The following is a 26,090-nucleotide window of genomic DNA, read 5'->3' as shown; positions in this document are numbered from 1 at the left end:
AGCGACTTCCACCCCCGCTCCCGGAGAAGCCTCCGAGCTCGCGACCTACCCGCCCCCTGAGGAGCCTCCGAGCTCGCGAGGATGCGTCACGAAGGGCGCCCGAACACGAGCCGACGTGATTGACACTTACCCAAAAGTGTCTCACCATCACAACATGACGACAGATGTGTCCGAGCGCGCTGTCTTCGAACTGCGCTCGGGACCGACGTGGGCTGACCCCTATCCGATGTATGCGGCACTACGCAGGCACTCACCCGTTCACCGGGTCCGACCGCCAGGCGATCCGGATGCCGACTTCTGGGTGCTCACCCGCCACGCCGACGTGCTGGCCGCGGCGAACGACGCGCAGACTTTCTCCTCCGCACACGGGCTGACGGTCACCTACGGCGAACTGGAGGCCATCGGCATGGCCGACCATCCGCCGATGGTCATGCAGGACCCGCCGACCCACACGGAGTTCCGCAAACTCGTGGCGCGCGGGTTCACCCCGCGGCAGGTCGTCGAGGTCGAACCGAAGGTCCGCGAGTTCGTCGTCGATCGTCTCGAGCGCCTGTCCGCCGACGGTCCGGCCGACATCGTCGGCGAGCTGTTCAAGCCGCTGCCCAGCATGGTCGTCGCCCACTACCTCGGTGTCCCCGAGGAGGACCGGGCCCGGTTCGACGGCTGGACGCAGGCGGTCGTCGGCGCGACGTCGGGCGTTGGCGGGATGGCCGCGGCCGCACAGTCGGCCGGCGCCGCGACGATGGAGATGCTCGCCTACTTCACCGAACTCATCGAGTTCCGCAGGTCCCACCCGGCCGAGGACACCGTCTCGCAACTCGTCGCGGCCGGGCTGGCCGACGACCCCGACGACCCGCGCGGACTGCTGTCGATCCTGGCGTTCACGTTCACGATGGTCGCCGGCGGCAACGACACCACCACCGGCATGCTCGGCGGCAGCGTAGCCCTGCTGCATCGATTCCCCGACCAACGCCGGCGCCTCGTCGCCGAGCCCGGCCTGATCGCCGGGGCCGTCGACGAACTACTCCGGCTCACGTCCCCGGTCCAGGGTTTGGCGCGCACGACGACCCGCGATGTCGTCTACACCGACTGCCCCGACGGTCCGGTCACCATCCCGGCCGGCCGCAAGGTGCTGCTCGGCTACGCCTCGGCCAACCGCGACCCGGCGGCGTTCGGTCCCGATGCCGACGACCTCGACGTCACCCGACGGCCGCGGAACATCCTCACGTTCAGCCACGGCAACCATCACTGCCTGGGCGCGGCCGCCGCACGGATGCAGGCCCGGGTCGCACTCACCGAGCTGCTCGCACGGCATCCCGAGTTCACGGTGGATGTCGACGGCATCGAGTGGGCCGACGGCAACTATGTGCGGCGCCCCACCTATGTCCCGTTCCATGTCTGACGCAGCGCCCTCTGCGGGGGCGGACCCGGCGCCGAGATCCGCCGACTGGCTGGGGCCCGAGCGCGCCGAACTCGGTGCCCAGCGCATCCTCGACGTCGCCGAGGAACTGTTCGTCGAGCACGGGGTGCCGGCGGTGACGATGCGCGGACTGGCCGCCGCGGTCGGGTGTTCCCGCGCCACGCTGTACCGGTACTACCCGGGCAAGGCCGAGGTGCTCGCCGCCTACGTCGATCGTTCGGCGGCCGAACTGGGCGCCGTGGTGTCGGCATCGGTGCGACACCGGTCCGACCCGGGCGCGCGTCTGGTGGACGCGGTCATGACGGCCGTGAGTGGGGTCCGGTCGAATCCGGCGCTCTCGGCCTGGTTCGCGCCGAACACCGCCGGGCAGGCCAGCGATCTCGCGCTGCTGTCACCGGCGATCGAACGGATCACCGTCGGTCTCCTGGGCGAGATCGCGCCGAACGCGCCGGACCCGAGCGACCGGGCGCGCTGGCTGGTCCGCGTCATCACGTCGCTGCTGACGAGTCCCGGAGCGTCGGCCGACGACGAGCGGAAGCTCCTGGAGCGGTTCGTGGTCCCGGTGGTACTCGGCCCGTCCTGAGGTCGAACCCGACGCCGCCGAGGGCGGAGATTTCGGCTCATCACGCCGGTGCCCTACACTGCTTTCGGAAACGATTGTCATTTGCGTGAGGGCGAGGCGATGAGGCGAACACTGACGACGACCCTGGCATTGATCGGCGCGGGAGCGCTGGTGTTGGCCGGATGTTCGGACGGTAGCGGCGGCAGCTCGGCATCCGGGGAGACGACAGTGGTCACCTCCACCAATGTGTGGGCCGCGGTCGCCTCCGCGGTGGCCGGCGACAAAGCGACAGTGACCGCGCTCTACGCGAACGCCGAGGGCGATCCCCATGAGTTCGAGCCGTCGGCAGCGGACACGGCCGAGGTCGCCGACGCCGACCTCGCCGTCGTCAACGGCGGGCACTACGACCAGTACATGGAAGACGCCGCCGGCGACACCGGTGTCACGACGATCAACGCCTATGACCTCATCTCGGGCGACAGCCACGGCGACGACGACAGTCACGACACCTCGGATCACGACAGCGCCGATCACGACAGCACCGATCACGACCACGGAACGATGAACGAGCACGTCTTCTACGACCTCGACGTCGTCGGGCAGGTGGCCACCAAGATCGGCGACACCCTGGCCGACAAGGATCCGGCCAACGCCGACGAGTTCCGGGCGAATGCCGACGCCTTCAATCAACGCATCGACGGTCTGCGCAGCCAGCTCGCCACCATCAAGGCCGCCCACGACGGGACCAAGGTCGCCCAGACCGAGCCCCTCGCCGGATACCTGTTCGACGACGCCGGCCTGACCGACACCGCGCCCGCCGGATTCACGCAATCCGTCGAAGAAGGCCAATCACCCTCGGCCGCCGACCGTGCCGCGATGGAGGACCTGCTGACGTCCCGGTCCGTCGCCGCACTCATCTACAACACCCAGGCCGTTGATCAGGTCACCACGGCGATACTCAAAACCGCGGACGGCGCGCACGTCCCGGTCGTCAAGTTCACCGAGACCCTGCCCGAAGGTGTCACCGACTACATCACCTGGCAGTCCGGTCAGATCGAGGCGTTGCGTGCGGCACTGAGTACCGATGCCGCACACTGACGTCATGGCTGATCCAGACCATCACGCCGACCATCGAGCGGTGATACACGACCCCACCGCTCCGGTTGCCACGTTCGAGGGGGCACGGCTTGGCTTCGGTTCCCGCGTGCTCTGGGACGATCTGAACCTGCGAATCGCACACGGCGAGTTCATCGCGGTCCTGGGACCCAACGGTTCCGGCAAGACATCGTTCCTGCGGTGTCTGCTCGGCCAGTACGAACTCGACGCCGGACACCTCGAAGTCACCGACGCCATCGGCTACATCCCTCAGCAGCACGCCGACGAGGCCGACCCGATGGCCTTGCGCGGCCGCGACCTCGTCGGTTTCGGCGTCGACGGTTCCCGGTGGGGCCTGGGTGTGCGTGGACGGATTCGTCGGCGTCGCCTGGTCGACGCCGCGCTCGCCGAAGTCGGCGCCACCGCCTACGCGGATGCACCGATGGGTCTGCTGTCCGGTGGTGAGCAGCAACGCCTCCGGGTGGCGCAGGCACTCACCTCCGACCCGGCGCTGCTGTTGTGCGACGAGCCACTGTCGAGCCTGGATCCCACGAATCAGCAGCGGGTCGTCGAACTCATCGACGAGCGTCGACGCAATGCCCACACCGCCGTCGTGTTCGTGACGCACGAGATCAACCCGATCCTGCCCTACGTCGACAGGGTCCTGTACCTGGTCGGCGGCAGCTTCCGGATCGGGACGCCGGACGAGGTGATGACAACCGCCACCCTGTCCAACCTCTACGGCAGCGACGTCGAGGTCCTGCGGGTCAACGGCAGGCTGTTGGTGATCGGCGGCGAGGACAGCCACCACTGTGATCATCTCGCCGAGCCACCCATGAACCCGGCCCACGTCGGCCACGACCCCGACCCGGGTGCCGCCCGATGACCGACCGAATCCCGTTGGCGGCCGAGCAGATAGATGTCAGCAAGTTCTGGGACTTCAGCACCACCGCCGACCTGCTCGGCCGTGACTTCGTCCTGCAGTCGCTGCTGGCGATCGCATTACTGGGTCTGCTCGGCGGAATCCTCGGCCCCCTGATCGTGGCGCGCCAGATGTCGTTCGCCGTTCACGGGGTGAGCGAGTTGTCGGTGACCGGCGCGGCGGCGGCGTTGCTGATCGGGATCAGCGTCAACGTCGGCGGGGTGATCGGTGCCGTCATCGCGGCGAGCGTCTTCGGATTCCTCGGAAACCGTGTACGCGAACGTGATTCGGTGATCGGCGTGGTCATGGCGTTCGGCCTGGGACTCGCGGTGCTGTTCTTGTCGCTCTACGGCAGTGCTCGTACGGGTTTCGCGATGCTCACCGGACAGGTCGTCAGCGTGGGCACCGGCGGCCTGACCGCCATCGCGATCACCACGGTCGTGGTCGTCGTCGGGATGGCGATCATCTACCGCCCGTTGCTGTTCGCGTCGCTCGATCCTCGGCTGGCCGCCGCATCCGGAGTGCCGATGCGGACGTTGTCGGTCGTGTTCGCCGTGCTCATGGGTATGGCGTGCGCCCAGGGCGTGCAGATCATCGGCGCCCTGCTGGTGATGTCACTGATGATCACGCCCGCCGCCGCGGCCGCACGACTCACCGCCAACCCGACGACGGTGATGATCCTGGCCGTGGTGTTCGCCGAACTCGCCTCCGTGGGCGGCATGATCCTGTCGCTCGCCCCGGGCCTGCCGGTGTCGGTGTTCGTCACGACCATCTCGTTCGTGATCTACCTGGTCTGCCGTTGGGTCGGGCACCGTCGGGAGTTCGTCACCCGCTGAGAGCCGGCGAGTCCTTCGAAGATTCGTCACCCCGGTCCCTGAGGAGCCCGCGAACGAAGTGAGCGTGCGTCACGAAGGGCCCTTCGTGACGCATCGCTCGTTCCTCGCGAGGCTCCTCAGGGACCGGGTGGTGGTGCGCTCGTTTGTTCCGACCTCCTCACGGACCCGGTGGTGGTGCGCTCATTCCTCGCGAGGCTCCTCACGTACCAGGTGGTGGTGCGCTCATTCCCCGCGAAGCTCCTCACGTACCAGGTGGTGGTGCGCTCATTCCCCGCGAAGCTCCTCACGTACCAGGTGGTGGTGCGCGCGATCCTCGCGAGCCTCCGCAGGGATCGGCTGGTGGTGACGCCCGCCAGCCCAACTCACTCCTCCGGCGCCCCGGGATTGCAGCGGGTCTCGATCATCACCTGGTCGCTCACCACGGGCCGCGACGGTTCGAGGTTCCAGCTGGGCTTGTCCGGTTCGACGGCCCGGGCAAAGTCCCAATGGCAGTCGAATTGGGCCCGCATGCCCGGGGTGTCGGCGTCGGGGGCGAGTGCCAGCACCTCCGACCACGCGATGTCCGCGCCGCGGGGGTTCTCGGTGCGACGGCCTGCCGGCGTCGGATGGATCTGCAGACTCGGCCCGACCGCGGTCTGCACCCAGTCGACATGGTCGACGTAGGGCGGTGGCAGCACCGGTGTCGTCGGCCCGCTCGCCATCGGCGCTGCTTCCGACGACGAGACCACCGGTGCCGTCGAGGTTGTGCTCGACACCGCTCTCGACGACGGGGCGGACGGCCCGGCATCGTCGGCGGTATCCGAACAGGCGCTCACCAGGGCTGCGCCCGCGATCACACAACACAGGGCTCCGACGACGGCCGGGGTGCGCCGTCGGCCCGGGTTCCGGTCGGCATCCATATACCGGACCCTACTTGCGTCGGCGGAGTAGTCTCCCCGTGTGTCCCGGCTCCGTGTGGTCGCCGTTCTGTGTGCCGCCGGCCTCATGGCGCTGGTGGTGGCGACCGGATGCGAAACGCCGGGCCGCACTTCGTCGGCAGGTTCGTCGATCACGCACGATTTCGGCGGCCGGGTCACCACCACCGCCACCGGTCTGCGGCTCGACGGGCGCGATTGGTGGCCCACCGGATTCAACGCCTACCAACTCGGGACGGACTGGTCGGTCAACCGAGGCTGCGGTGCGGAGGTCGACCTCGACGCCTACTTCGCCGCACTCCCACCACGCGCGTTGACACGCATCAGCCTCTTCTCGATGTTCGCCGTCGACACACAGAGCGGGTTGCCGAACTTCGGCCCGCTCGACGCGGTGTTCGCCGCGGCCACCCGCCACCAACAGATGCTGCTGCCGGTCCTCACCGGCAGCACCGGAATCTGCGAAGACGGTGAGTTCAAGGACCGGTCGTGGTACGAGGACGGCTGGCGTACCCGGAAGTCGCTGGGTGGCATGACCTTCGCCGACTGGCTGAGGACCGCGGTGGCGCGCTGGAAGAGCCAACCCGTCGTCGCGGGTTGGGAGATCGTCGGCGAACCGGAGGCAAGCGTCTGTTCGGATCGCGGGTGCGACTGGCAGGTCCGCAACTGTCCGGCCGGCGCCGCCCAGGTGCTGAAAACCTTCTTCGACGACGCAGGCGCACTCCTGCGGACAGTCGATCCACGACGTCCCGTCTTCGCCGGATTCATCGGCGGCGACCAATGCGGTTTTCGAGGCGACGACTACGCCGAAGTCGGCTCGTCACCCCAGCTCGACGTCCTCGACTTCCATGACTACGGTGGCGGCCCCACCGATTACGGACCGGCGGGTAGCGACTTGCCAACCCGCATCTCGCAGGCGCGGCGTCTCGGCAAACCCATCATGGTGAACGAGATCGGCATCAAAGCCGGGTCCTGCCTGTCGACGTCGGCCCGCGCGGACCAATTCCGCGACACGATCTCCGAACAACGGTCGGAGGGAACCGCCGGCGCGCTGTTGTGGGCGTTTGTCCCGGACCCGCGTCCGAGTATGTGCACCTACGACATCGGCCCGGACGACCCGGCGTGGCAGGTCATCGCGGGTACGGTCAGCTGACGCCGGTGCCGACCGCCTCGTCTTCGCGCTCGCTCTGTGTCTGTTGGATTTCGGTACGCTCTGCCGCCGCACTGACCCGATAGATTCGCCAGTCCGGCATGTCGGCACCCTGATTCGGGGCCTCCAACACCAGAACTCCTATTCCGCCACCGTTCTCGTACAGCGTCGGGAACCTGATGTTCAGCGCGTCCGATGCGCCGCGCCCTTCCAGCGGAACTGCCAGCATGTATCGGACATGATGGGCCACAGGGTCATTGAGCACTTCGGAGAAGTCCTGGTCGGAGGGGATCACGAATTGCTTCGGATGCTCGGACTGGGCGATCACCGCAAAGCCGTAGACGGTGTCGCTCAGCACGCTCCCGTCGGGCAGATTCAGAGAATCGAGGTACTGCGCGAGGTAGCGTTCGGTGGAGAACGTCCGGGCGACTCGCTGCGCGTCAAGATACTTCTCGTTGACCGAATCGCGGTCGGGGAACACGACCGACTCGAGCGCATACTCCTGGGGTGCGTACTTCGTCGACGTCATCCCCCACGCGGTCACCGGTACGGCCACCAGCATTGTCATGATCGCGGCCATCCCCAGTGCCACATAACTCTTTCCGCGCCGCGCCACGACCGTCGGCAAATTCGCGTTCGTGCCCAACCGACGCGACGGCGACACTTTGCGTGCCGGCACCCCGAGCAGCGCGACGACCGAGGCCAACACGACCACGGTGATGTAGAAGCGCAGAAATCCGAACGTCGAGCCACGTGCATAGCTGAGGATCTGGAAGAACAGCACAGCGCCGATCAGTGGCAGCGGAGACAGCAGTGGGGCCAATCGCCCTCGGCGCCTTCGGACGACGATGACGAGGGCGAGCAGGAGTGGGAAGAGCGGCGCGAGAATGAGGACCTCGACCAGCGAGAATCCCAAGGCCTGGAACGCATTGTCCGAGCCACTCCCGCCGGAGAACTCCAGGATCGCGGTGTTGCCGTATTGCGAGGAGATCTGGGCGAAGAAGTCGCCGGTGATCAGCCAACTGGTGATCGCCCAGACGACGAACGCCACCGCACTGGGCAGCGCGAAGATCCCGACATCGAGGATCGTCCTGGTCCAGCGGTCGCTCTGAGATCGGCGAAAAGTCACGATGCCGACCGCGATTCCGGAGAACAGCGCTGCTGCCGCACCGTCGTATCGGGTCAGATACGCGAAGCCCAGGGCCATACCGGCGGTGACCAGATCGTGCACATCATCGGTATCGATCCATCGGATGCCGCGCCGGGCGGCCCACGCCAGGAAGAACAGGTACGGCGCCTCACTCATGCCGTTGGCGGCGTAGAAGATGATCATCGGGTTGGCCGCGTAACACACTGTGATGGCGATCGAGATCCACGGCGCGACACCACGATCCCGTGCGATACCGGACACCTGGACGACCGAGCCGGCCATGAAGGCCGACGTCATGATCGCCGCCGACAGCGCGGAGGTGGTCATCGCCGGGAACAGCGGCGTCAGCGCGGTCAGCGGCAACTGCACCAGCGCCGTCAGCGGTGTGAAGATGAAACCGATGGCCGAGACGTGCGGGTCCCTGCTGAACAGGACGCTCTGCGCGGCCTGGACCCGGGACAGGGAGTCGCCCACGTAGAACCGCGCGTCGACGGCGAGGAACACACCGACGGCCAGATAGATCAGCCAGACGACCGCGAACAATGCGATGACCTGCTTGCGGCTCATGACGATCCGCTCGCCGACGTGCCGGCCGTATCCTCGGCGGTGTCCGCCTCATCCGATCCGGACGCGAGCCCGTGAAAGGTCTTCTCCCAATACGACGGGTTGAACAACATCTGCCACATGCCCTTGATGGCGGCGACGCTCATCATGACCCAGTAGGCCGGCACCAGCAGAGCCGACCAGACGAGTCTGCTGCGGTCGTCCTCTCGGATCGCGATCAGGTTCATGTAGATGGCCGCCCCGTTGCCGAAGATGAGCGAGACGAGCGACAGGTAGTAGATGGGTCCGGGGAAGATGTCGGCGAACACCTTGGGCTGCCCGGCGATCCAGATCACCATGATCAGCCAGAACACCATGTTCATGCATGCGATCAGCGGCGTGCCCGCGATCAGCAGGGTGAAGCGGTACCACCCGATCGGGCCGAGGATGCGCCAGAGCGCGACGGGCCGGCGCATGTGCACCAGCCACGTCTGCATGTAGCCCTTGTACCACCGAGATCGCTGCCGGACCCAGTTGATCGCATCGATGTTCGCCTCCTCGAGTGTCAGCGAATCCAGCACGGCGGTGCGGTATCCGTGCCCTGCGATCCGCACCCCCAGGTCGGCGTCCTCGGTGACGTTGAACGGATCCCAGGCACCGATGTCGTCGAGCACGTCGCGTAGGAAGTGATTCGAGGTGCCGCCCAGCGGGATCGGCGCACGACTCACCATCAGACCGGGCAGCAGGTAGCTGAACCAGATCCCGTAGTCGGCGGTGAACCACTCGGTGAGCATGTTGTCATACGCGTTGTGGAAGTTCAGTTTTCCCTGCACGCATACCACCGAGTCGTCGGAGGCCCGGAAAGCCGCGACCGCCCTGCGCAATTGGAGCGGATCCGGCAGGTCCTCGGCGTCGTAGATGGTGACGATGTCGCCGGTCGCGAAGTGCAGGCCGTAGTTGCACGCCTTGGGTTTGGTGCGCGGCTGAGCGGGCGGCACGAGGACGACGGTCACCATGTCGTTGTCGCCGACGTCGCGTGCGGCCGCGATCGTGGGGTCGTCGTCGGCCTCGAGCAACAGCAGTACCTGCAGCTTCTCGCGTGGATATTCCAGCGACTCCATCGCCCCGATCAGATCGCCGACGACCTCCGGCTCCCCGTACGCGGGTACCAGGACCGTATAGGGCGGCAGGTCGTCGGCGGGGATCGCACGCGCCTGTTCGTCGGTGATCTCGATGGCCCCGTTCACCAGGCCGCGACGGAAGATGACGAGACGGTCGATGAGCGACAGGATGTAGACGATGGTCGCCACCGACACCAGTGCGGCGATCGTGGCGATCGGAAACAGCACCAGCAGCACGACGACGGCGACGAGCAGTGTGATCCCGCCGATCTTCTGGCCGCGGTTGAACGGGACCGACGCGGTCATCTCCGCGTCTTCGTCCCGGAGTCGTTCGACGGCGTCGTACAGTGCGGCCTGACAGTAATCCGGATCGGCCATCAGCTCGTCGACGGAGCGACCGTCGCGCGCGCTCATCGCGTCCCCTCCCCGATCGCGTCGACCTGTGCGTTGATGAGGTCCTCGGCGCATCCGACGAGCAGATCGCGGTCCTTGAACTGCGGTTGGAGGTCGACGGTGACCGAGTTGCCCCGGAACAGCACGGTGAAGAAGGTGTTCAGGTTGCGGCCGACGGTCATGTTCGGCGGCGGGAACGGCGCGTCGGGGTCGTGGTTGTCGACCGACACCAAGGTCACTTGCTGGGTCCGCTCGCCGTTGTTCCAGTCCCAGTAGAGCCGGTTGTAGGTCAGGTAGTTGTCGTCGTCGACGACAGTCTGCAGATACCCCGTGACGCCATGCGGGAGGTCGACCGGGACCGACTTGCTGAACCGGTCCCCGACCAGGTCCACCACGAAGATCACCGGATAGACCTCGAGACTCAACGGTCGCGCGGTCTCGATCGCGTCGACCACCACCTTTCGGGGTCGGGCGAACTTGTCGAACTCGGCGCTGCCACGATCCTGGTACAGATCCTGGGTGACCATGACCGCATCCCGGCCATACAGCCGAGACACCCAGTCGTACTGCGTGACCCGGCCCTGCGTCCATCCGGCCGGCACGATCAACGGTGGCCGGGTCGCCAGACCCGGCACCTCGGTGTTGGGCCAATCGTTGTATGCGGGAACCGGGATGAAGAACATCCCGATCGCCACGATGATTAGGGCCCACCCCGGCCGGCCGACCTTGCGCACTGACACCGGGTACATGGGACGGCCGAGCGGACTCCACGATGCGCCGTGTTGGCGACGGTAGTCGACGTAGAGCCACGCACTCGCCACGAGTGCGGCACCCACCGCCGGGATCGTCTGGAACACCACTCGGGGCGCGGCCGGAAAGAACACCTGCACCAGGATCAACACGGCCGTGCCCACCACCAGCGAGATGACGGCGCCCGCCACTCCTCGCCGGGTGGTCCGCCCGGTCGCCACCCCGGTCGCGACCGCACCGAAGATCACCATCACCGCGCCCGACGCGAACGGCCCGCCACCAAGGGGCAGGACAATCAACCGGTACGGCACCGGGAAGATCATCAGCAGCAGCACCCACACCCACCGATACCGCGCGACGGGTCGCAGCCCGAACACCATGATGCAGCTGCCCAGAAGGAACACCCACATCGCCAACAAGTCCACGTGAGCGGTCAGATAGCTGCCGGCGTACCGCAGGTTCATCGCCTTCACGGAGATCGCGATGAGGAGCAGCACGACCCCGATGATCACGTCGGTCTGGCGATCGTAGATGGGCAACTCGGTGCCGCGCCGCCAGGAGACACCGGTCGCGGCGATCACCACGAGGACCACGACGACCGGCAGGTAGGTGATGATCGTCTGTGCCGCCATCTCCGTGGCGAGTGCGTCCAGCGTCCCCCAGAACGCCACCACCGTCGCGATCAGCACCAGCGCCCAGCGCAGTGCGACCACGGCTGCGGGATTGGCGGCGAGCCGTTCGGACAGCGTGGGTCCGCGACCTGCGGGCGCCTCGGCGGTGTCGACGGTCATGGCATCCCCATGCACATCACGTCTGTCCGATCACTGCCCGGTGGTGGGCCCGCGCCGGCGTCTGCGCAGCAGGACCGTCAGCACGTACACGATTCCGGCGAGCACCGCCACGCCGATCACGACGCCGAGGACCGCCAACCAGGCGCCGGACAGTCCACCGTCGGTGGGTTCCTGGGCGTTCACCTCGTTCGCGGCCACGGTCACCGGATCGTGCCCGGACACCTGGAGGATCGCGTCACCGTCGACCGCCGACCACCGCGGTTCCGTCGACAGCCAATCCAGCAGCGCATCCAGGTCGGATGCGTCGTTCGTGGACGTCGCGACCAGTAGGCTGCGGCCGTTGTCGCGGGTCACCTCGAGCGCACCGAAGTTCACCCCCGGATTCAGCGTCACCGACGACGTCTGCTCGGAGTCTCCCGACCGGGACACGACTTTGAGTGTGCGACCGTCGGATTGCAGCGGCAGATTCAGATTCGGCAGCCCCTCACCGTCGCCGGAGATCAGGATCGCCGGCTGCTCCGACGAACCCGCGGTGTCCATCGAGACGACGTCGACGCCCAGCGGCACGGCCGACAGCCGCTGCAGTCCGACCGCTATCGACACGGCGCGGGTGACGTCGCCGACATCGCCCTTGCTCCAGGCGAGTTGGGTGCGCGGCATCAGTGCCTGCGGCAGCGACTGGAAGCCATCCGGCTGTGGTGGGTTGGACTCGTCGGCCTGCACCTCGCCGGCCGAACTCAGGCTCAGTGTGCTGCGGTATCCGGTGCCACACGCCTCGCTGAGGTTGCCGCGTTCCAGGGTGAGTGTCAGTGCCGTGTAACGCTTCACGACGTCATCCGGAACGTCGATCCAGGTGTTGTAGGCGCCGCTGGAATCGGTGGGGATGGTCGCGATGACGCGGTCACCGACGCGCACCGAGATCACCCCGTCGGCGTCGGCCGGGCCCGGGCTGTAGGAGCCCGACAGCTGCACCCGAATGCCCTGGGACGGGCGTCCCAACCGCGTCTGGTCGATACCGAAGGTGATCGTCGGCCACGCGGCGGAGGTGACGCTCTGGTCCGACACCCCGAGGTCGGCCAGGGTTTGCACGTCACGCGGGACCTGCGGGGCGTCGTGCAGCGAACCGGCGACCGCCGACGAGCTCAGCGCGATCGGCGCGAGTGCGGAGGTGAGGAGCTGTGTCTGCGCGAGCAGTTCGTCGGCCGAACCGCCGATCTCCAGATAGGCGGTGCCGGCATTGTCCTTGAGCGTCAGCCCCGTCGGCGCGTCGGTGTTGATCACGACCTGGCGCTCCAGGGGACCGGGCACCGTACGCGGGCTGCTGCCGCGGGGTATCGCGACGGTGTCGACCGGCACGGCGGCCGCGCCGTAGTTGGACACCACCGCGGTCGCGAGGTTGACCGCGGCCTCCCCCTCGGCCTGCTGCACGTCCTCGGGAATATAGATCGTCAGGCCACGCAGGACCGGCGGCAGGAAGTCCGACACGACGTCCGGGATGGCCTCCCGGCCCGTGTAGGTGACGGTGGTGTTGACCAGACGCAGGGCGTGGTCGGGATCGAACTGGCAGAACCCCTCCGCGCGGAGATAGGCACGCAACGTGATGTCGGCGGCGTTCTGTTGCACCTGAACACCTCGCAGCGGCAACTCGATCGGCGCGTTCGGTGCCGTCGGCAGCGGTGTCCGCGAGAGCAGCCGGCCCGACTGCAGAACGTCGAGACTGCCTCCGGTGACGAAGGCGGGCAATTGCAGGTTGCCGCGCAGCACGGACGGCGTGAGGTCACGAGGGACCGGCAGGCTCAGGCTGGCCTCGCCCTGCTGGCCGGGCAACGAGATCGTCGACGACGCGCCGAGGTCGTCCAGCCCCATCGGAGGCGGCGGATCGCCAGGTGCCGCGGAGACGCTCGGAGCGAAGAAACTCATGGCCGCGAGAATGCCCGCAACCGCCACGATCCGAACGACACCGACTCTCCGGACCGGCTTGCGACGAACGTCCATCAGACCCTCTCTGCGCGCGACGGCCAGAACGGCTCGTTCGCATCCTCGACCGGATTTGCTCTGAAGTTCTTCGTAAGAGAACCTAATCGAAATCGCACAAATCGACATCACCAATCGCCGAGCCAGATCGGGTCGTGTCGTTGTGGATTCGAGGCACAATCGTTTCCCGACGGCCGCGGGACGTCTGACAGCATGGCGGGGTGTCCCACATGACCTCAGGTGAACAGATCGACGGCGGCGTGTACGTCGACCTCGGTGATCGACGTGTGTGGCATTTCCATGGTGGCGACCCGTCGGGGCAGCCGACCGTGCTGCTGCACGGCGCATTCGGGGCGGCCTCGACCTGGGGCGCCCAGTTCTCCGATTTCACCGCCGCCGGCCTGTCCATCTTCGCTCCGGAACGCAGCGGTCACGGGCACAGCCCCGACCACGACGGTCCGTTCGATTACGCCGACATGGTCGCCGAGACGATCAGGTACCTCGAGACGGCGGTACGAGCACCCGCCCACCTGGTGGGGTGGAGCGACGGGGCGATGATCGCGCTGCTCGTCGCGCGGGAGCGCCCGGACCTCGTCAACCGCGTCGTCATGGTCGGCTACTACGTCAACCAGGCGGGTCAGGACGCCAACGACTTCTTCGCGATGATCAACGAGCATCACGCCGAGACCGTAGAGTTCCTGCGCAGCGGTTACGTCGGCGTGTCACCCGACGGTCCCGAACACTTCGACACCGTCTACGAGAAGACCCTCGCGATGCTGGCACGCGAACCCGACTACGACCTGACCGAGTTCGCGGGCGTCAGGGCTCCGACTCTCGTTCTCGCTGCCGATCACGGGGTGGCGCGCCTCGAGCACGTGGTCGAACTCTCCCGCGTGCTGCCCAAGGGCCGGGTGGCCATCCTGCCCGGGACGCATCTGTTGCCGATCGAGTCCCCGGAACTGTTCAACCCGCTGGTGATCTCGTTCCTGGCCGCAGACCCGCCCGACCATTGGGCGCCGTACAAGTGAGGTGACCTGACCGCCGCTCAGGCGGTGGCGTGGACCTTGCGCCACGCGGCGCGGCGGGCGCCGTCGGGGTCGGTCTGGACCCGGTCGGGGTCGTCGATGACGAGGACCTTGCGGCTGTCCGCGGCGTATGCCGGCCATCCGACTCCGGGTACGCCGCCCGTCGCGAATGCACCCCACCGATCCTGCACATCGGCGATGACCCGGCCGGTGGAGCGCCAGTCCCCGACCGCGAGGCCCGCTCCGAGCGCCGACCGGTACGCGCCGAACACGGCGAAGAGCTCGGTCGCGTGCGTGGCCCCCATGCCGGTGGCCGACAGCACGCGGGTCCGGAAGTCGTAGCGGTAGACGTAGGTGGGCGCGACTGCGCTGTGGCCTTCGGCGAACGTGACCATCGGGGCCCAGAACACCGAATCCGCGGCCAGACGCACGAGGTCGTGGTCCCCGCCGTCGTACAACGCCTTGATCTCGCGCCGATCCTGCTCGTCGTTGACGCGCACCAATGACCTCTCGGCGTCCGGCAGCACATTCCACAATTTGGTGAACAGCTGACCCTCGTCGTGGTTGCTGCCGATGATCAGGGGTACCGGGAGGGTGATTCCGGTCGCTGCGCTCTCCAGCAGGTTCGCGGGCAGATAGTCACCGTCGACGACCGGGGCAAACGGGATCGCGTCACCGGTCTCCGCGGCCGCGGCGAACCGCATCAGCCGGTTGCCGGCGTGCAGCAGGTCCTGGGCGGATGAGCGCGCGATCAGGGCCTGCGCCTCCTCGGCGGGCATCGGCTCGGCGTCGGGGTCGACCCGCGTGGCGCGGCGCTGCGGGTCGCGCAGGATTCGCAGGAACTCGTCGGCGTGCAGCCGTGCCGACTTCTGCGACATGAGCAGGTCCGGTGCCGGACTCTCCGCGATGGCGCGCGCGAACAGCCCGTCGGCGGCCGGGGTGCTCAGCAGCGTGAGCACCGACGTTCCGCCCGCGCTCTCACCGAAAATGGTGACGTTGTCGGGGTCTCCGCCGAATGCGGCGATGTTGCGCTGCACCCAGGACAGTGCGGCCACGTGATCCTTGAGACCCAGGTTCGAGTCGAAGGTGCGGTCGTCGGTGGAGTATGCGCCCAGGTCGAGGAAGCCGAACGGGCCGAACCGGTACTGCACGGTCACCACGATGACGTCCTGGGCCCGCGCGAGCAGCGATCCGTCGTAGAGGGGTGTCGCAGCGGTACCGAGGATGTAGGCGCCGCCGTGGATGAACACCATCACGGCCCGCGGACGCGACGACGGCCGGTCGGGCGCGAAGACGTTGAGGGTCAGACAGTCTTCACCCATCGGCTGATACTTCCCCGGCGCCACCGCGGTGAAGCGCTTCTCCTGGATGGGCGCCTTCCCGAAACGGGTGCAGTCGCGCACCCCGGGCCACGGGTGCACCGGTTGGGGGTCGCGGAACCGGAGTCCCGCCACCGGCGGCGCCGCGAACGGGATGCCCTTCCAGCTGATCGTGCCGCGCCGTGTGCGCTTGCCGCGGGCCCCCTCGACGATGCCATCGGAGGTGGTAACCCTGCTATCGATCGATGTCATGTAACCCAACATAGACGAAGCGCCTCTCCCTCCCACAGGATCGGTGACCGTCACCACTCGGCCCCCGGAGGAGGCCCGGAACGCCAGCCGCCCACCGCCACCACCCGGCCCCCGAGAAGACCCGGAACGCCAGCCGCCCACCGCCACCACCCGGCCCCCGAGAAGACCCGGAACGCCAGCCGCCCACCGCCACCACCCGGCCCCCGAGAAGGCCCGGAACGCTAGCGGAGGGCCGTCACGAAGGGCCCTTCGTGACGCATCCTCGCAGGCTCGGAGGCTCCTCAGGGACCGGGGCAAGGGGCTATGTCTGTCAGTGCGCCGAGACGGAAACACTTGCGTCGCGCAGTGCGTCCCGTACGGCACGCGCGTGCGCAACCGCCCCGGGTGTGTCGCCGTGCAAGCACACCGACTCGGCCTCGACCCGTATGACGGAACCGTCGACCGCGGTGACCGTGCCGTCGACGACGAGCCCGACCACGCGGCGGGCGACCTCGTCGGTGTCGGTCAGCACAGCCCCCACCTCGGTGCGGGAGACCAATGTCCCGTCGGGCTGGTAGGCGCGATCCGCGAACGCCTCGATGATCACCGGGATACCGGCGTCGGCGGCTCGTCGCAGTGACAGGGAACCCGGCAGCCCCATCAGCGGCAACGATGCACCGAGTTCGGTGATGGCCGCCACCACGGCGGCAGCCTGGGTTTCGTGGTGGACGATCGAATTGTAAAGTGCGCCATGCGGCTTCACATAAGAAACCGAGGTTCCCACCGAGCGTGCGACGGCGTCGAGCGCGCCGATCTGATAGATGATGTCCGCGGTGAGGTCGGCGGGCGCGATGTCCATGAATCGTCGGCCGAACCCGGCAAGGTCGGGATAAGAGACCTGTGCGCCGATCCGGACACCGGCCTTGGCGGCCGCACGACAGGTCGCGAGCAGCACGGCGGGCGTGCCCGCGTGGAAGCCACACGCGACGTTGGCGCTGCTGACGACCTCGAGCATCGCGTCATCGTCGCCGACACCCTCGCCGAGGTCGGCGTTCAGATCGATGACGAGCCCGGTTCGTCCTGATTCGCCCATGGTCCGAATTCTAGTGGCGATACGAATGCGGACGGTTCCGTCGGCGACGAAGCGGGTTCCGTCGGCGCGATTCGGGGTTCTGTCGGCGACGAAGCGGGTTCCGTCGGCGCGATTCGGGGTTCTGTCGGCGACGAAGCCGGTTCCGTCGGCGCGATTCGGGGTTCTGTCGGCGCGATTCGGGGTTCTGTCGGCGACTAGCTGCGGCGCTGGCGGGCGAACTCGGCCAGCACCACGCCGGCAGCGACCGAGGCGTTCAGGCTCTCCACGTCACCGGCCATCGGGATGGACAGGATCGAGTCGCAATTCTCCCGGACCAGGCGCGAGAGCCCCTTGCCCTCGGAGCCGACGACGATGACAGTCGGTCCAGTGCCGTCGTAGTCGTCGAGGGTCACATCCCCCTCGGTGTCGAGCCCGACCAGCTGAGCACCCGTCGCCGCCCAATCCTTCAGCGTCCGGGTCAGATTGGCCGCCTGCGCCACCGGCAGTCGAGCGGCGGCACCCGCGCTGGTGCGCCACGCGACCGCGGTCACGCTCGCACTGCGGCGCTGCGGGATCACCACGCCGTGTCCACCGAACGCGGCGACCGAGCGGATCACGGCGCCGAGGTTGCGCGGGTCGGTGATGTTGTCGAGCGCGACGAGCAGTGGCGGCGTACCGCTGTCGATCGCGTCGCGCATCAGATCATCGGGGTGCGCGTAACGGTATTCGGGCACCTGCAGCGCGATGCCCTGATGCAGTCCATTCGCCGACAGGCGGTCGAGTTCGGGCTTGCCGACCTCGAGGATTGCCACGCCCTTGTCGCCGGCGATCTTCACCGCTTCGGCAACCCGCTCGTCGGGTTCGGAGTTGGTCGCCAGGTACAGCGCCGTCGACGGCACGCCGGCGCGCAGACACTCGAGCACCGGATTGCGGCCGAGGACGTACTCGGGACCGTCTTCCTTGCGTGATCGGCCACCACCGCTGCGTCCGGCGACCGACTTCGACGCGGCCTTCGCGCGCTTGTGAGCCGGATGGTAGGGCCGATCCACCGCCTTCGGAGTGGCCCCGCGAGCTTCCAGGCCACGACGACGCTGCCCGCCGGACCCGGTGGTCTGCCCCTTCTTGGTACCTGATTTACGAACTGCGCCACGACGTTTGGAGTTTCCGGCCATGTCAGGAGGTTCCCTTCAGCGACCACTGAGCACCATCGGGGGTGTCGGTGACCTCGATACCGGCCTCGGCGAGTCGGTCCCGCACCGAGTCCGCTGTCGCCCAGTCCTTGTCGGCACGCGCCTGAGCGCGGCGGGCCAGCTCGGCACGCACGAGTACGTCGAGCGCGGTGGTGGCGGCCGATTCGTCTGCGCCTTCGTCGACCCAATGGTCGTCGAGCGGGTCCACGCCCAGGATGCCCATCATCGCGCGCACCGACGATGCAGCCGTCAACGCGGCCGCGCCGTCGCCGGACTCGAGTGCGGTGTTGCCCTGGCGGACCACATTGTGAACGGTCGCCAACGCGGCAGGCACACCCAGATCGTCGTCGAGTGCCGCGGCGAAGTCGGTCGGGATGTCGCCGACGGCCACGTCTCCGACCCGCGACGACACGCGCGTCACGAAGGACTCGACGCGGCGATATCCGGCCGCGGCCTCGGTGAGTGCACCCTCGGAGTACTCGAGCATCGATCGGTAGTGGGCGCTGCCCAGGTAATAGCGCAACTCCACGGCGCGCACCCGCTCGAGCATCGCGGGGATCGAGACGACGTTGCCGAGGGACTTGCTCATCTTCTCGCCGCTCATCGTCACCCAGCCGTTGTGCAGCCAGTAACGTGCGAACGGATCACCGGCGCCATGCGCCTGGGCGATCTCGTTCTCATGGTGCGGGAAGATGAGATCCATTCCACCGCAGTGGATGTCGAACTCCGCACCGAGCAGTGATGTCGCCATGGCGGAGCATTCGAGATGCCACCCGGGTCGCCCCGGACCCCACGGTGTGGGCCACGACGGCTCGTCGGGCTTGGCCGCCTTCCACAGGGTGAAGTCGCGCGGGTCCCGCTTGCCGGTGCCGGCACTCTCCCCCTGGTGCACATCCTCGAGCTTGTGCCCCGACAACGACCCGTAGTCGGGCAGGCTCAGCACGTCGAAGTAGACGTTGCCGTCGGACTCGTAGGCGTGCCCGCGGTCGATCAGGCGCTCCATGTACTCGACCATCTGGGTGACGAACCCGGTGGCGCGCGGTTCCCCGGACGGGGGCAGAACGCCGAGCGCGTCGTACGCGGAATCGAAGGCGCGTTCATGGGTCGCCGCCCACTCCCACCACGGGCGACCGGCCTCGGCCGCCTTGCGCAGGATCTTGTCCTCGATGTCGGTGACGTTGCGGACGAACAGCACGTCGAGACCCTTGTGCTCGAGCCAGCGGCGCAGCACGTCGAAGGCGATGCCGCTGCGCACGTGACCGATGTGGGGAATGCCCTGGACAGTCGCGCCACACAGGTACACCGAGGCATGGCCGGGGCGAAGCGGCACGAAGTCGCGCACCTCTCGGGCAGCGGTGTCATACAGGCGCAGGGTCACGACGTGCAATCCTACCTGGTCGGCCCCCTGGGCCCGCCCTCGCCGCGAGTCGCCCGTACCGATGGTCGAGATCGTCTCCCACACGGGCATCCGAGGGATATTTCCGTCGGCAGGCCGTCCGGGGGACGATTGTGGTCACTCTGCGGTGTCCAGCAGTGCCGTGGCCACCGCGGCCACGCCTTCGCCGCGACCGGTCATACCGAGTCCATCGGTCGTCGTCGCCGACACCGATACCGGGGCGCCGAGTGCCGCGCCGAGGACCTGCTGCGCCTCGTCCCGGCGCGGGCCGATCTTCGGCTGGTTGCCGATCACCTGGACGGCGGCGTTGACGACCTGAAAGCCGGCCTCGGTCACCAATCTGCGGACGTGCTCGAGCATCACCACTCCGGATACCCCGGCCCATTCCGGCCGTCCGGTCCCGAAGACCGATCCGACGTCGCCGAGACCCGCTGCCGACAGCACGGCGTCGCACAGCGCGTGGGCGCCGACGTCACCATCAGAATGGCCTTCACACCCGGGCGTGTCGGGGAAGTACAGACCGACCATCCAGCACGGGGAGTCCGCATCGACGCGATGGGCGTCGCTCCCGATCCCGACTCTCATGAGTGCCCCGCCGACGACTCCGCGACGATGTCGCGGGCGATGCGTAGGTCCCATTGCGTGGTGATCTTCATGGCCAGCGGATCGCCGGCCACCACATGCACGGGGATTCCACAACGCTCGGCCAGACCCGCGTCGTCGGTGGCCAGACCCGAATCGTCCACATGCGCGCGCGCAAGGGCGTCTCGGGTGAAGCCCTGCGGAGTCTGGATGGCGCGAAGTCGTTCGCGGTCGACGGTGGCGACAACGGCCTCCGGACCGGACGTGGCCGGCTCGACCTGCTTGAGGGTGTCGGCGACCGGGAGTCCCGGAACGACGACCGGATGCCCGCCCCGCACGGCGTCGACGACGCGCGCGAAGACCGCAGGCGGCGTCAGGGGCCGGGCCGCATCATGCACCAGGACGATGTCGGATGTCGCATCTGCGGCGTCGATCCCCGCCCGTACCGAATCCGACCGGTGGTCGCCGCCGGCCACCACGATGGCGTCGGGCACGAGTCGTCGGGCGTCGTCGATCAGTTCGGCGGGTACCACGACCACCACAGACTGAGCGACCTCGGCGTCGAACACCCCGGAAACACACATTTCCAGGATGGTCCGACCACCGAGGTCGACAAAGGCTTTCGGAACCGACTCGCCGAGCCGGGTTCCCGACCCTGCGGCCGGGATGATCACACTCACCGACATGCCGGCAGCTCACTGCCTACGCGCGGTCCGTCCGCCTGATTTCGGTTCGTCGTCCGCACACTTGCGGGGGACGAGCAAAGACCAGGGGGACGAACCCCGTCGGCCGGGATGACGGTCACAGAAGTTGCGTCAGGACGCTGCAGCGAGCACCTCGTCGAGAATGCTGGTCGCCTTCTCGTCATCGGTGTTCTGCGCCAGTGACAGTTCGTCGACGAGGACACGACGCGCACGGGTCAGCATGCGCTTCTCTCCTGCCGACAGTCCACGATCCTGCTCACGACGCCACAGGTCGCGAACGATCTCGGCAACCTTGATAATGTCGCCGGAGATGAGCTTTTCCTGGTTCGCCTTGAATCGGCGGGCCCAGTTGGTGGGTTCCTCCGTATGCGGGGCGCGAAGCACCTGGAAAACCTGATCAAGACCCTCTTCACCGACCACGTCGCGCACGCCGACGTATTCCAGCTTTGTCGAAGGGATCTGAACGGTCATGTCACCATCGGCGACTTTGAGAACAAGGTATTCGATCTGTTCACCCTTGATGGTCCGAGTCACGATGTCTTCGACTCGGGCAGCACCGTGATGGGGGTAGACAACGGTGTCGCCAACTTTGAAGTTCAATGTTCCATGCCCCTTTCGAGTACAGCCAGTCTAGCACGGGCGTCCGAGAGGGCACACCCAACGGTGCAGGTCAACGCCCTGAAACAGCCTGCGAGCAGGCCCTGACCGAGTGTACGGACCGGCACAAACCGGGCGATGTCGGCCCCCACGGACACCCGTTGAGGTCGTCGCGGTTGCCCCCGGTCCACCCTGCGACAAGACACCAATCCGACACCCGATCGGACTTTTGCGGGCATGGCCCACTACGCTGCGTAGTGCAGGGTTCGCGTCACGTGCGTGTCGGCCTTCGATTACCTGGGAGGAACGGGTGTCAGTGCTTCGGAAAACCGCTCGGCGTTCGGCTGTGCGAAATGTCGATGGGCGTTCGGTGAGTGGGCGAGCGGTGAAGGCCACCGCGGTTGCCGCGTTCGGTATCGCACTCGCTCTCGGCACCACAGCCTGTGGGGCGGGCCAGATCTCGCAGACGGCGAATCAGGAGCCCGCGGTCAACGGCAACACCGCGAACATCGGTGCGATGCAATTGCGCGATGTGCAGATCATGTATCCGACCGAGAAGTCCGACGAGGTGTTCGGCAACGGCGGACCGTTCGAGATCGCGTTCACGATCAGCAACATCGACCCGATCGAGAACGACCGTCTGATGGCCATCGAGGCCCCCAAGGGCGGCAAGGTGACCATCGTGGGCGACACCTCGATCGACGCCGGCCAGGCCCTGCGGGCGGGGAAACCGGTCGGTCTGCTCGAGCCCGAGGGCGTCCAGAACACCGACGAGGAGAAGCGGCTCACCGTGACACTGTCCGGCGCGGGCGACACCGTGGCCCCCGGACTCACGACCCCGCTGATCTTCCGCTTCCAGCATTCCGGCACGGGCACGGTCAACACCCCGGTCGACGCCGGTACCTACATGGAACGTCAGGACAAGATCCGCGAGGCCGAGGCACCCGCCGACGAGCACACCGGCGGCCACTGAGCCGTTCCGGGTCTCCATCGCTTTTTCGATCCACCCCCTCTGTCGTCGGTCACCTTCCGCACGCGGAAACCGACTCGCGACAGGTGGGGTGGATTCGTTCGTGTCGGCCTCGGTAAGGCCGAACCCTCGCTGTCGGGCCGCGCCAGTACTGTGATCGCGTGGCCAAACCCAAGTCGTCGTTCCGCTGCAGCGCCTGCGGGCACACCGTCGCCAAATGGGTCGGCCGCTGCCCCGAGTGCGGCGAGTGGGGCACGGTCGACGAGGTGGCCGCGGCCGCCGCGCGACCGAACGGCGTCGGCGGCATCACGCCCACCAGCCCGGCCCGACCGATCACCGAGATCGACGCGAACAGCTCACATGCGATCGCCACCGGCATCGACGAACTCGACCGTGTCCTCGGACGCGGGGTGGTCCCCGGGTCGGTCATCCTGCTCGCCGGTGAACCCGGCGTCGGCAAGTCGACCCTGCTGCTCGAGACCGTCAAACACTGGGCCCAGCGTGGTCAGACAGCGCTCTACCTGACCGGCGAAGAATCCGCCGGCCAGGTGCGCATGCGTGCCGAGCGCACCGATGCGGTGCACGAGAACGTCTATCTCGCAGCCGAATCCGATCTCGCGACGATCCTCGGTCACGTCGACGCGGTCAATCCTTCGCTGGTCATCGTCGATTCGGTACAGACAGTCGTCGCGACCGGTAGCGACGGCGTCACCGGTGGGGTCACACAGATCCGGGCGGTCACCACCGCGTTGGTGTCGATGGCCAAGAATCGCGGTATCGCCGTCGTCCTCGTCGGGCATGTCACCAAGGACGGGGCCGTGGCCGGCCCGCGGTCGCTGGAGCATCTCGTCGACGTCGTCCTCTCCTTCGAAGGCGACCGCCACTCGAGCCTGCGGATGGTGCGCGGCATCAAGAACCGCTTCGGCGCGTCCGATGAGGTCGGCTGTTTCGAGCAGCGCGACGACGGCATCCACCAGGTGCCCGACCCGTCGGGGATCTTCCTGCATCAACGCGACGCCGACGTCACCGGTTCGACGACGATGGTCACCATGGACGGCAAACGTGCCCTGGTCGGTGAGATCCAGGCGCTGACCAACAAGAGCACGATGGCGACGCCGCGCCGTGCGGTCTCCGGACTGGACTCGGCGCGTGTGGCGATGGTCCTGGCCGTCCTGCAGAACCGCCTCGGAACCAAGGTCGCCGACCAGGAGGTCTACGTCGCCACCGTCGGCGGGATGAAGGTCACCGAGCCGGCCGCCGACCTGGCGATCGCCCTCTCGGTGTACTCCGTGGTGAACAACCGGCCGATGCCGCATGACACGGTCGCCATCGGCGAGGTCGGACTGGCCGGTGAGGTCCGGCGGGTGTCGGCGGTGGCCCGTCGGGTGGCCGAGGCCAAACGTCTCGGGTTCCGCCATGCGATCATCCCGGCCGGCACCGACGAGAACCAGCCGTCGGGAATCAAGGTCACCCGTGTGGGTGATCTGAACCAGGCCGTCAATGCCGGTTTCAGCAGCGTCGTCGACGCGCCGTTCTGAGAACCGTCAGGGCCGCGACAGCCGCTGCTTGTATTCGTCGGCGAGCTGACTGTTCTCGAAGTGCTCGGCGAAGTGTTCGCGGGCGTTGATCGTCACGAAGATCGCGTGCGCCATCGCGACCGGGGCATCGGGATCGCCGATGTGCGCCACTCCCTCGGTGTAGATCTTCCGACGCTGCCGCCCGAGCAACGCGGCATGGATCTGCAGGACCGAGCCGACCGGGATCGGGCGCAGGTAGTCGACCTCGAGATGGACGGTCACCGCGGACGGTCCGACCAGCAGCGGCACCATGCCCATCACATCGTCGAAGGCCGTCGAGAGGATGCCGCCGTGGATGACGCCCGGGCCCCCCTCGAATCCGGGCTGCACCGTCATCGAGGCGTCGACCGTAAAGCCCTCACCGGCGTACATCTCGAGACGGAGACCGCCGGGCGACTCCTCGCCGCAGCCGAAGCACATCGGGTTGTGCATCCGCATCCGCTCGCCCGGTCCGACGGCCTTCGGATGGCGCTCGACGGGATCGAGCTCGGTGGGCACCACAAAACTGCTCTTCACGTCCCGTTACCCTAGTCGGAGCAGTTCAGTGCGGGGTGAGCGCATCGTCGTGTACCGCAGAGAGGGCGAGATGGCCGAGATCGCGAAGTCCGAGTTGACCCGGGAGACCCTGGCGAGGGTGGCACCCGGCACCGGGTTGCGCGACGGCCTCGAACGCATTTTGCGCGGCGGCACCGGTGCGCTGATCGTGCTCGGCCACGACTCGGACGTCGAGAAGATCTGCGACGGCGGCTTCCACCTCGATGTCGAGTTCGCCCCCACCCGTCTGCGCGAGCTCGCGAAAATGGATGGGGCCGTGGTCCTCTCGACCGACGGCAAACGCATCGTCCGCGCCAATGTGCAGCTGGTGCCGGACCCCTCGATCCCGACCGAGGAATCCGGTACGCGCCACCGCGCCGCCGAGCGCACCGCCATCCAGACGCGGCATCCGGTCATCTCGGTGAGTGCGTCGATGTCGATCGTCAGCGTCTACGTCGACGGCCAGCGACGGGTCGTCGAGAGTCCGGATCCCATCCTGTCCCGCGCCAACGTCGCGCTGGCGACCCTCGAGCGCTACAAGATGCGCCTCGACGAGGTGATCGCCGCGCTTTCCCGCGCCGAGATCGAGGACTATGTGCTGCTGCGCGATGCGATGTCGACGGCGCAGCGCATGGAGATGGTCCGCCGGGTGTCGGTCGAGATCGAGGAGTACGTGCTCGAGCTCGGCGTCAACGGCCGCCAGGTCAGTCTGCAGCTCGAGGAATTGATCAGCGACAACGACACCATGCGTGAACTGCTGGTGCGCGACTACTACGCGAGCCCGGAACCGGCCAGCACCGAGGAGGTCCGGCAGGCGCTCGAGACGGTCGAAGAGCTCTCCGACGCCGACCTGCTCGACATCACCCTGCTGGCCGGCGCATTCGGCTATCCGACGACGATCGAGGCGCAGGACACCGCGATGAGTCCGCGCGGCTACCGACTGCTCGCCCGCATCTCCCGCCTGCAGTTCGCCCACATCGACCGGCTGGTGCGCAGCTTCGGCACCCTGCAGGCGCTGCTCGCGACCAGTGCCGCCGACCTGCAGGCGGTCGAGGGCATCGGCAGCATCTGGGCCCGCCACATCCGCGAGGGGCTCTCGCGGCTGGCGGAGAGCAGCATCGAGCGGTACGAGTAGGCCGACCGCGCCGGGCCGGCTGGTCGGCTGGTCTGCCCCCACCGCCACCACCCGAAAACCACCCTCGAGCGGGCCGGTGTCGGCGATCCGCCGACAGCGGGCCGCTGGAGGGTGGTTTCCAGCAGGAGTGGCTCGCGAGC

The 26,090-nt window shown here is 67.6% G+C and carries 23 protein-coding genes; 10 read left to right on the top strand and 13 right to left on the bottom strand.

Features of this window, described 5'->3' with window-relative positions; genetic code table 11:
* Nucleotides 1-154 precede the first annotated feature (154 nt).
* The 5 genes from AC4AMJ_RS01930 to AC4AMJ_RS01910 all read left to right on the top strand — a co-directional run bounded on the left by AC4AMJ_RS01930 (nt 155) and on the right by AC4AMJ_RS01910 (nt 4,835).
* Complete coding sequence (locus AC4AMJ_RS01930) at nt 155-1,402, top strand: cytochrome P450 (protein ID WP_489916943.1); 1,248 nt, start codon at nt 155-157, stop codon at nt 1,400-1,402.
* A complete protein-coding gene (locus tag AC4AMJ_RS01925; protein WP_489916941.1) occupies nt 1,395-2,003 on the top strand; it encodes a TetR/AcrR family transcriptional regulator in 609 nt (202 codons plus the stop codon). The genes AC4AMJ_RS01930 and AC4AMJ_RS01925 overlap by 8 nt, the downstream gene beginning before the upstream one ends.
* 99 nt (nt 2,004-2,102) lie before the next feature.
* Entirely contained in the window at nt 2,103-3,080 is a 978-nt protein-coding gene (locus tag AC4AMJ_RS01920; RefSeq protein ID WP_489916939.1) for a metal ABC transporter solute-binding protein, Zn/Mn family, read from the top strand.
* 4 nt (nt 3,081-3,084) lie between these two features.
* Nucleotides 3,085-3,963 carry a metal ABC transporter ATP-binding protein gene (locus AC4AMJ_RS01915; protein WP_489916937.1) on the top strand — a complete coding sequence of 293 codons (879 nt, stop codon included), beginning with the start codon at nt 3,085-3,087 and terminating at the stop codon, nt 3,961-3,963.
* On the top strand, nt 3,960-4,835 hold the full coding sequence (locus AC4AMJ_RS01910) for a metal ABC transporter permease (protein WP_489916935.1): 876 nt from the start codon (nt 3,960-3,962) through the stop codon (nt 4,833-4,835). The genes AC4AMJ_RS01915 and AC4AMJ_RS01910 overlap by 4 nt, the downstream gene beginning before the upstream one ends.
* Before the next feature lie 362 nt (nt 4,836-5,197).
* Here the strand turns inward: AC4AMJ_RS01910 and AC4AMJ_RS01905 are convergent, their stop codons facing one another.
* Nucleotides 5,198-5,734, bottom strand: coding sequence for a DUF2599 domain-containing protein (locus tag AC4AMJ_RS01905; RefSeq protein ID WP_489897271.1), 537 nt, complete (start codon nt 5,732-5,734; stop codon nt 5,198-5,200).
* 85 nt (nt 5,735-5,819) lie between these two features.
* On the opposite strand from AC4AMJ_RS01905, the gene AC4AMJ_RS01900 reads away from it, so the two are divergent.
* Nucleotides 5,820-6,899 (top strand): beta-mannosidase, encoded by a 1,080-nt coding sequence (locus AC4AMJ_RS01900; protein ID WP_489901044.1) that lies wholly within the window; start codon nt 5,820-5,822, stop codon nt 6,897-6,899.
* Here AC4AMJ_RS01900 and AC4AMJ_RS01895 read toward each other — a convergent pair.
* From AC4AMJ_RS01895 to AC4AMJ_RS01880, 4 genes are read right to left on the bottom strand one after another with little or no spacing between them, the layout of a single operon-like run.
* Complete coding sequence (locus AC4AMJ_RS01895) at nt 6,892-8,613, bottom strand: ArnT family glycosyltransferase (protein ID WP_489916933.1); 1,722 nt, start codon at nt 8,611-8,613, stop codon at nt 6,892-6,894. The two genes, AC4AMJ_RS01900 and AC4AMJ_RS01895, sit on opposite strands and share 8 nt — an antisense overlap.
* The gene (locus tag AC4AMJ_RS01890) at nt 8,610-10,124 is read right to left on the bottom strand and encodes a glycosyltransferase (RefSeq protein WP_489916931.1); all 1,515 of its coding nucleotides are present in this window, start codon (nt 10,122-10,124) and stop codon (nt 8,610-8,612) included. Before AC4AMJ_RS01890 ends, AC4AMJ_RS01895 begins: the two co-directional genes overlap by 4 nt.
* Nucleotides 10,121-11,644, bottom strand: coding sequence for a hypothetical protein (locus AC4AMJ_RS01885; protein ID WP_489916929.1), 1,524 nt, complete (start codon nt 11,642-11,644; stop codon nt 10,121-10,123). Before AC4AMJ_RS01885 ends, AC4AMJ_RS01890 begins: the two co-directional genes overlap by 4 nt.
* Nucleotides 11,645-11,674: 30 nt before the next feature.
* Entirely contained in the window at nt 11,675-13,564 is a 1,890-nt protein-coding gene (locus tag AC4AMJ_RS01880; RefSeq protein WP_489916927.1) for a hypothetical protein, read from the bottom strand.
* Between the two features lie 284 nt (nt 13,565-13,848).
* On the opposite strand from AC4AMJ_RS01880, the gene AC4AMJ_RS01875 reads away from it, so the two are divergent.
* Nucleotides 13,849-14,646, top strand: coding sequence for an alpha/beta fold hydrolase (locus AC4AMJ_RS01875; protein WP_489916925.1), 798 nt, complete (start codon nt 13,849-13,851; stop codon nt 14,644-14,646).
* A gap of 17 nt (nt 14,647-14,663) precedes the next feature.
* On the opposite strand, the gene AC4AMJ_RS01870 is transcribed toward AC4AMJ_RS01875, so the two are convergent.
* The 7 genes from AC4AMJ_RS01870 to AC4AMJ_RS01840 all read right to left on the bottom strand — a co-directional run bounded on the left by AC4AMJ_RS01870 (nt 14,664) and on the right by AC4AMJ_RS01840 (nt 21,737).
* Nucleotides 14,664-16,214, bottom strand: a complete 1,551-nt coding sequence (locus AC4AMJ_RS01870; RefSeq protein WP_489916923.1) for a carboxylesterase/lipase family protein — start codon at nt 16,212-16,214, stop codon at nt 14,664-14,666.
* Between the two features lie 310 nt (nt 16,215-16,524).
* Nucleotides 16,525-17,286 (bottom strand): LamB/YcsF family protein, encoded by a 762-nt coding sequence (locus AC4AMJ_RS01865; protein ID WP_489916921.1) that lies wholly within the window; start codon nt 17,284-17,286, stop codon nt 16,525-16,527.
* 194 nt (nt 17,287-17,480) lie between these two features.
* Complete coding sequence (gene rlmB, locus AC4AMJ_RS01860; RefSeq protein ID WP_489916919.1) at nt 17,481-18,437, bottom strand: 23S rRNA (guanosine(2251)-2'-O)-methyltransferase RlmB; 957 nt, start codon at nt 18,435-18,437, stop codon at nt 17,481-17,483.
* Nucleotide 18,438: 1 nt separating this feature from the next.
* Entirely contained in the window at nt 18,439-19,833 is a 1,395-nt protein-coding gene (cysS, locus tag AC4AMJ_RS01855; protein WP_489916916.1) for a cysteine--tRNA ligase, read from the bottom strand.
* A gap of 135 nt (nt 19,834-19,968) precedes the next feature.
* A complete protein-coding gene (gene ispF, locus AC4AMJ_RS01850; protein ID WP_489916914.1) occupies nt 19,969-20,436 on the bottom strand; it encodes a 2-C-methyl-D-erythritol 2,4-cyclodiphosphate synthase in 468 nt (155 codons plus the stop codon).
* Nucleotides 20,433-21,119: a 2-C-methyl-D-erythritol 4-phosphate cytidylyltransferase gene (gene ispD, locus AC4AMJ_RS01845; RefSeq protein ID WP_489916912.1), complete on the bottom strand. Its 687-nt coding sequence runs from the start codon at nt 21,117-21,119 to the stop codon at nt 20,433-20,435. Before ispD ends, ispF begins: the two co-directional genes overlap by 4 nt.
* Nucleotides 21,120-21,248: 129 nt before the next feature.
* Nucleotides 21,249-21,737 carry a CarD family transcriptional regulator gene (locus AC4AMJ_RS01840; protein WP_005169342.1) on the bottom strand — a complete coding sequence of 163 codons (489 nt, stop codon included), beginning with the start codon at nt 21,735-21,737 and terminating at the stop codon, nt 21,249-21,251.
* A gap of 367 nt (nt 21,738-22,104) precedes the next feature.
* Between AC4AMJ_RS01840 and AC4AMJ_RS01835 the strand changes: the two genes are divergently transcribed.
* Nucleotides 22,105-22,707, top strand: coding sequence for a copper chaperone PCu(A)C domain-containing protein (locus tag AC4AMJ_RS01835; protein ID WP_489897283.1), 603 nt, complete (start codon nt 22,105-22,107; stop codon nt 22,705-22,707).
* A 158-nt stretch (nt 22,708-22,865) separates the two neighbouring features.
* Nucleotides 22,866-24,242 (top strand): DNA repair protein RadA, encoded by a 1,377-nt coding sequence (gene radA / locus AC4AMJ_RS01830; RefSeq protein ID WP_489897284.1) that lies wholly within the window; start codon nt 22,866-22,868, stop codon nt 24,240-24,242.
* A 6-nt stretch (nt 24,243-24,248) separates the two neighbouring features.
* Here radA and AC4AMJ_RS01825 read toward each other — a convergent pair whose 3' ends face one another.
* Complete coding sequence (locus AC4AMJ_RS01825; RefSeq protein WP_489897285.1) at nt 24,249-24,797, bottom strand: PaaI family thioesterase; 549 nt, start codon at nt 24,795-24,797, stop codon at nt 24,249-24,251.
* Between the two features lie 70 nt (nt 24,798-24,867).
* Between AC4AMJ_RS01825 and disA the strand changes: the two genes are divergently transcribed.
* A complete protein-coding gene (gene disA / locus AC4AMJ_RS01820; protein WP_489901045.1) occupies nt 24,868-25,950 on the top strand; it encodes a DNA integrity scanning diadenylate cyclase DisA in 1,083 nt (360 codons plus the stop codon).
* The last annotated feature ends 140 nt before the right edge of the window (nt 25,951-26,090 follow it).

Source organism: Gordonia sp. LMA484, from assembly GCF_058129505.1.
This window is presented reverse-complemented; position numbering and strand designations above follow the sequence as displayed.

Coding starts and splice junctions, on each gene's coding strand:
- AC4AMJ_RS01930 (WP_489916943.1), top strand. CDS start 155: ATGACGACAGATGTGTCCGAGCGCGCTGTCTTCGAACTGCGCTCGGGA.
- AC4AMJ_RS01925 (WP_489916941.1), top strand. CDS start 1,395: ATGTCTGACGCAGCGCCCTCTGCGGGGGCGGACCCGGCGCCGAGATCC.
- AC4AMJ_RS01920 (WP_489916939.1), top strand. CDS start 2,103: ATGAGGCGAACACTGACGACGACCCTGGCATTGATCGGCGCGGGAGCG.
- AC4AMJ_RS01915 (WP_489916937.1), top strand. CDS start 3,085: ATGGCTGATCCAGACCATCACGCCGACCATCGAGCGGTGATACACGAC.
- AC4AMJ_RS01910 (WP_489916935.1), top strand. CDS start 3,960: ATGACCGACCGAATCCCGTTGGCGGCCGAGCAGATAGATGTCAGCAAG.
- AC4AMJ_RS01905 (WP_489897271.1), bottom strand. CDS start 5,734: ATGGATGCCGACCGGAACCCGGGCCGACGGCGCACCCCGGCCGTCGTC.
- AC4AMJ_RS01900 (WP_489901044.1), top strand. CDS start 5,820: ATGGCGCTGGTGGTGGCGACCGGATGCGAAACGCCGGGCCGCACTTCG.
- AC4AMJ_RS01895 (WP_489916933.1), bottom strand. CDS start 8,613: ATGAGCCGCAAGCAGGTCATCGCATTGTTCGCGGTCGTCTGGCTGATC.
- AC4AMJ_RS01890 (WP_489916931.1), bottom strand. CDS start 10,124: ATGAGCGCGCGCGACGGTCGCTCCGTCGACGAGCTGATGGCCGATCCG.
- AC4AMJ_RS01885 (WP_489916929.1), bottom strand. CDS start 11,644: ATGACCGTCGACACCGCCGAGGCGCCCGCAGGTCGCGGACCCACGCTG.
- AC4AMJ_RS01880 (WP_489916927.1), bottom strand. CDS start 13,564: ATGAGTTTCTTCGCTCCGAGCGTCTCCGCGGCACCTGGCGATCCGCCG.
- AC4AMJ_RS01875 (WP_489916925.1), top strand. CDS start 13,849: ATGACCTCAGGTGAACAGATCGACGGCGGCGTGTACGTCGACCTCGGT.
- AC4AMJ_RS01870 (WP_489916923.1), bottom strand. CDS start 16,214: ATGACATCGATCGATAGCAGGGTTACCACCTCCGATGGCATCGTCGAG.
- AC4AMJ_RS01865 (WP_489916921.1), bottom strand. CDS start 17,286: ATGGGCGAATCAGGACGAACCGGGCTCGTCATCGATCTGAACGCCGAC.
- rlmB (WP_489916919.1), bottom strand. CDS start 18,437: ATGGCCGGAAACTCCAAACGTCGTGGCGCAGTTCGTAAATCAGGTACC.
- ispF (WP_489916914.1), bottom strand. CDS start 20,436: ATGAGAGTCGGGATCGGGAGCGACGCCCATCGCGTCGATGCGGACTCC.
- ispD (WP_489916912.1), bottom strand. CDS start 21,119: ATGTCGGTGAGTGTGATCATCCCGGCCGCAGGGTCGGGAACCCGGCTC.
- disA (WP_489901045.1), top strand. CDS start 24,868: ATGGCCGAGATCGCGAAGTCCGAGTTGACCCGGGAGACCCTGGCGAGG.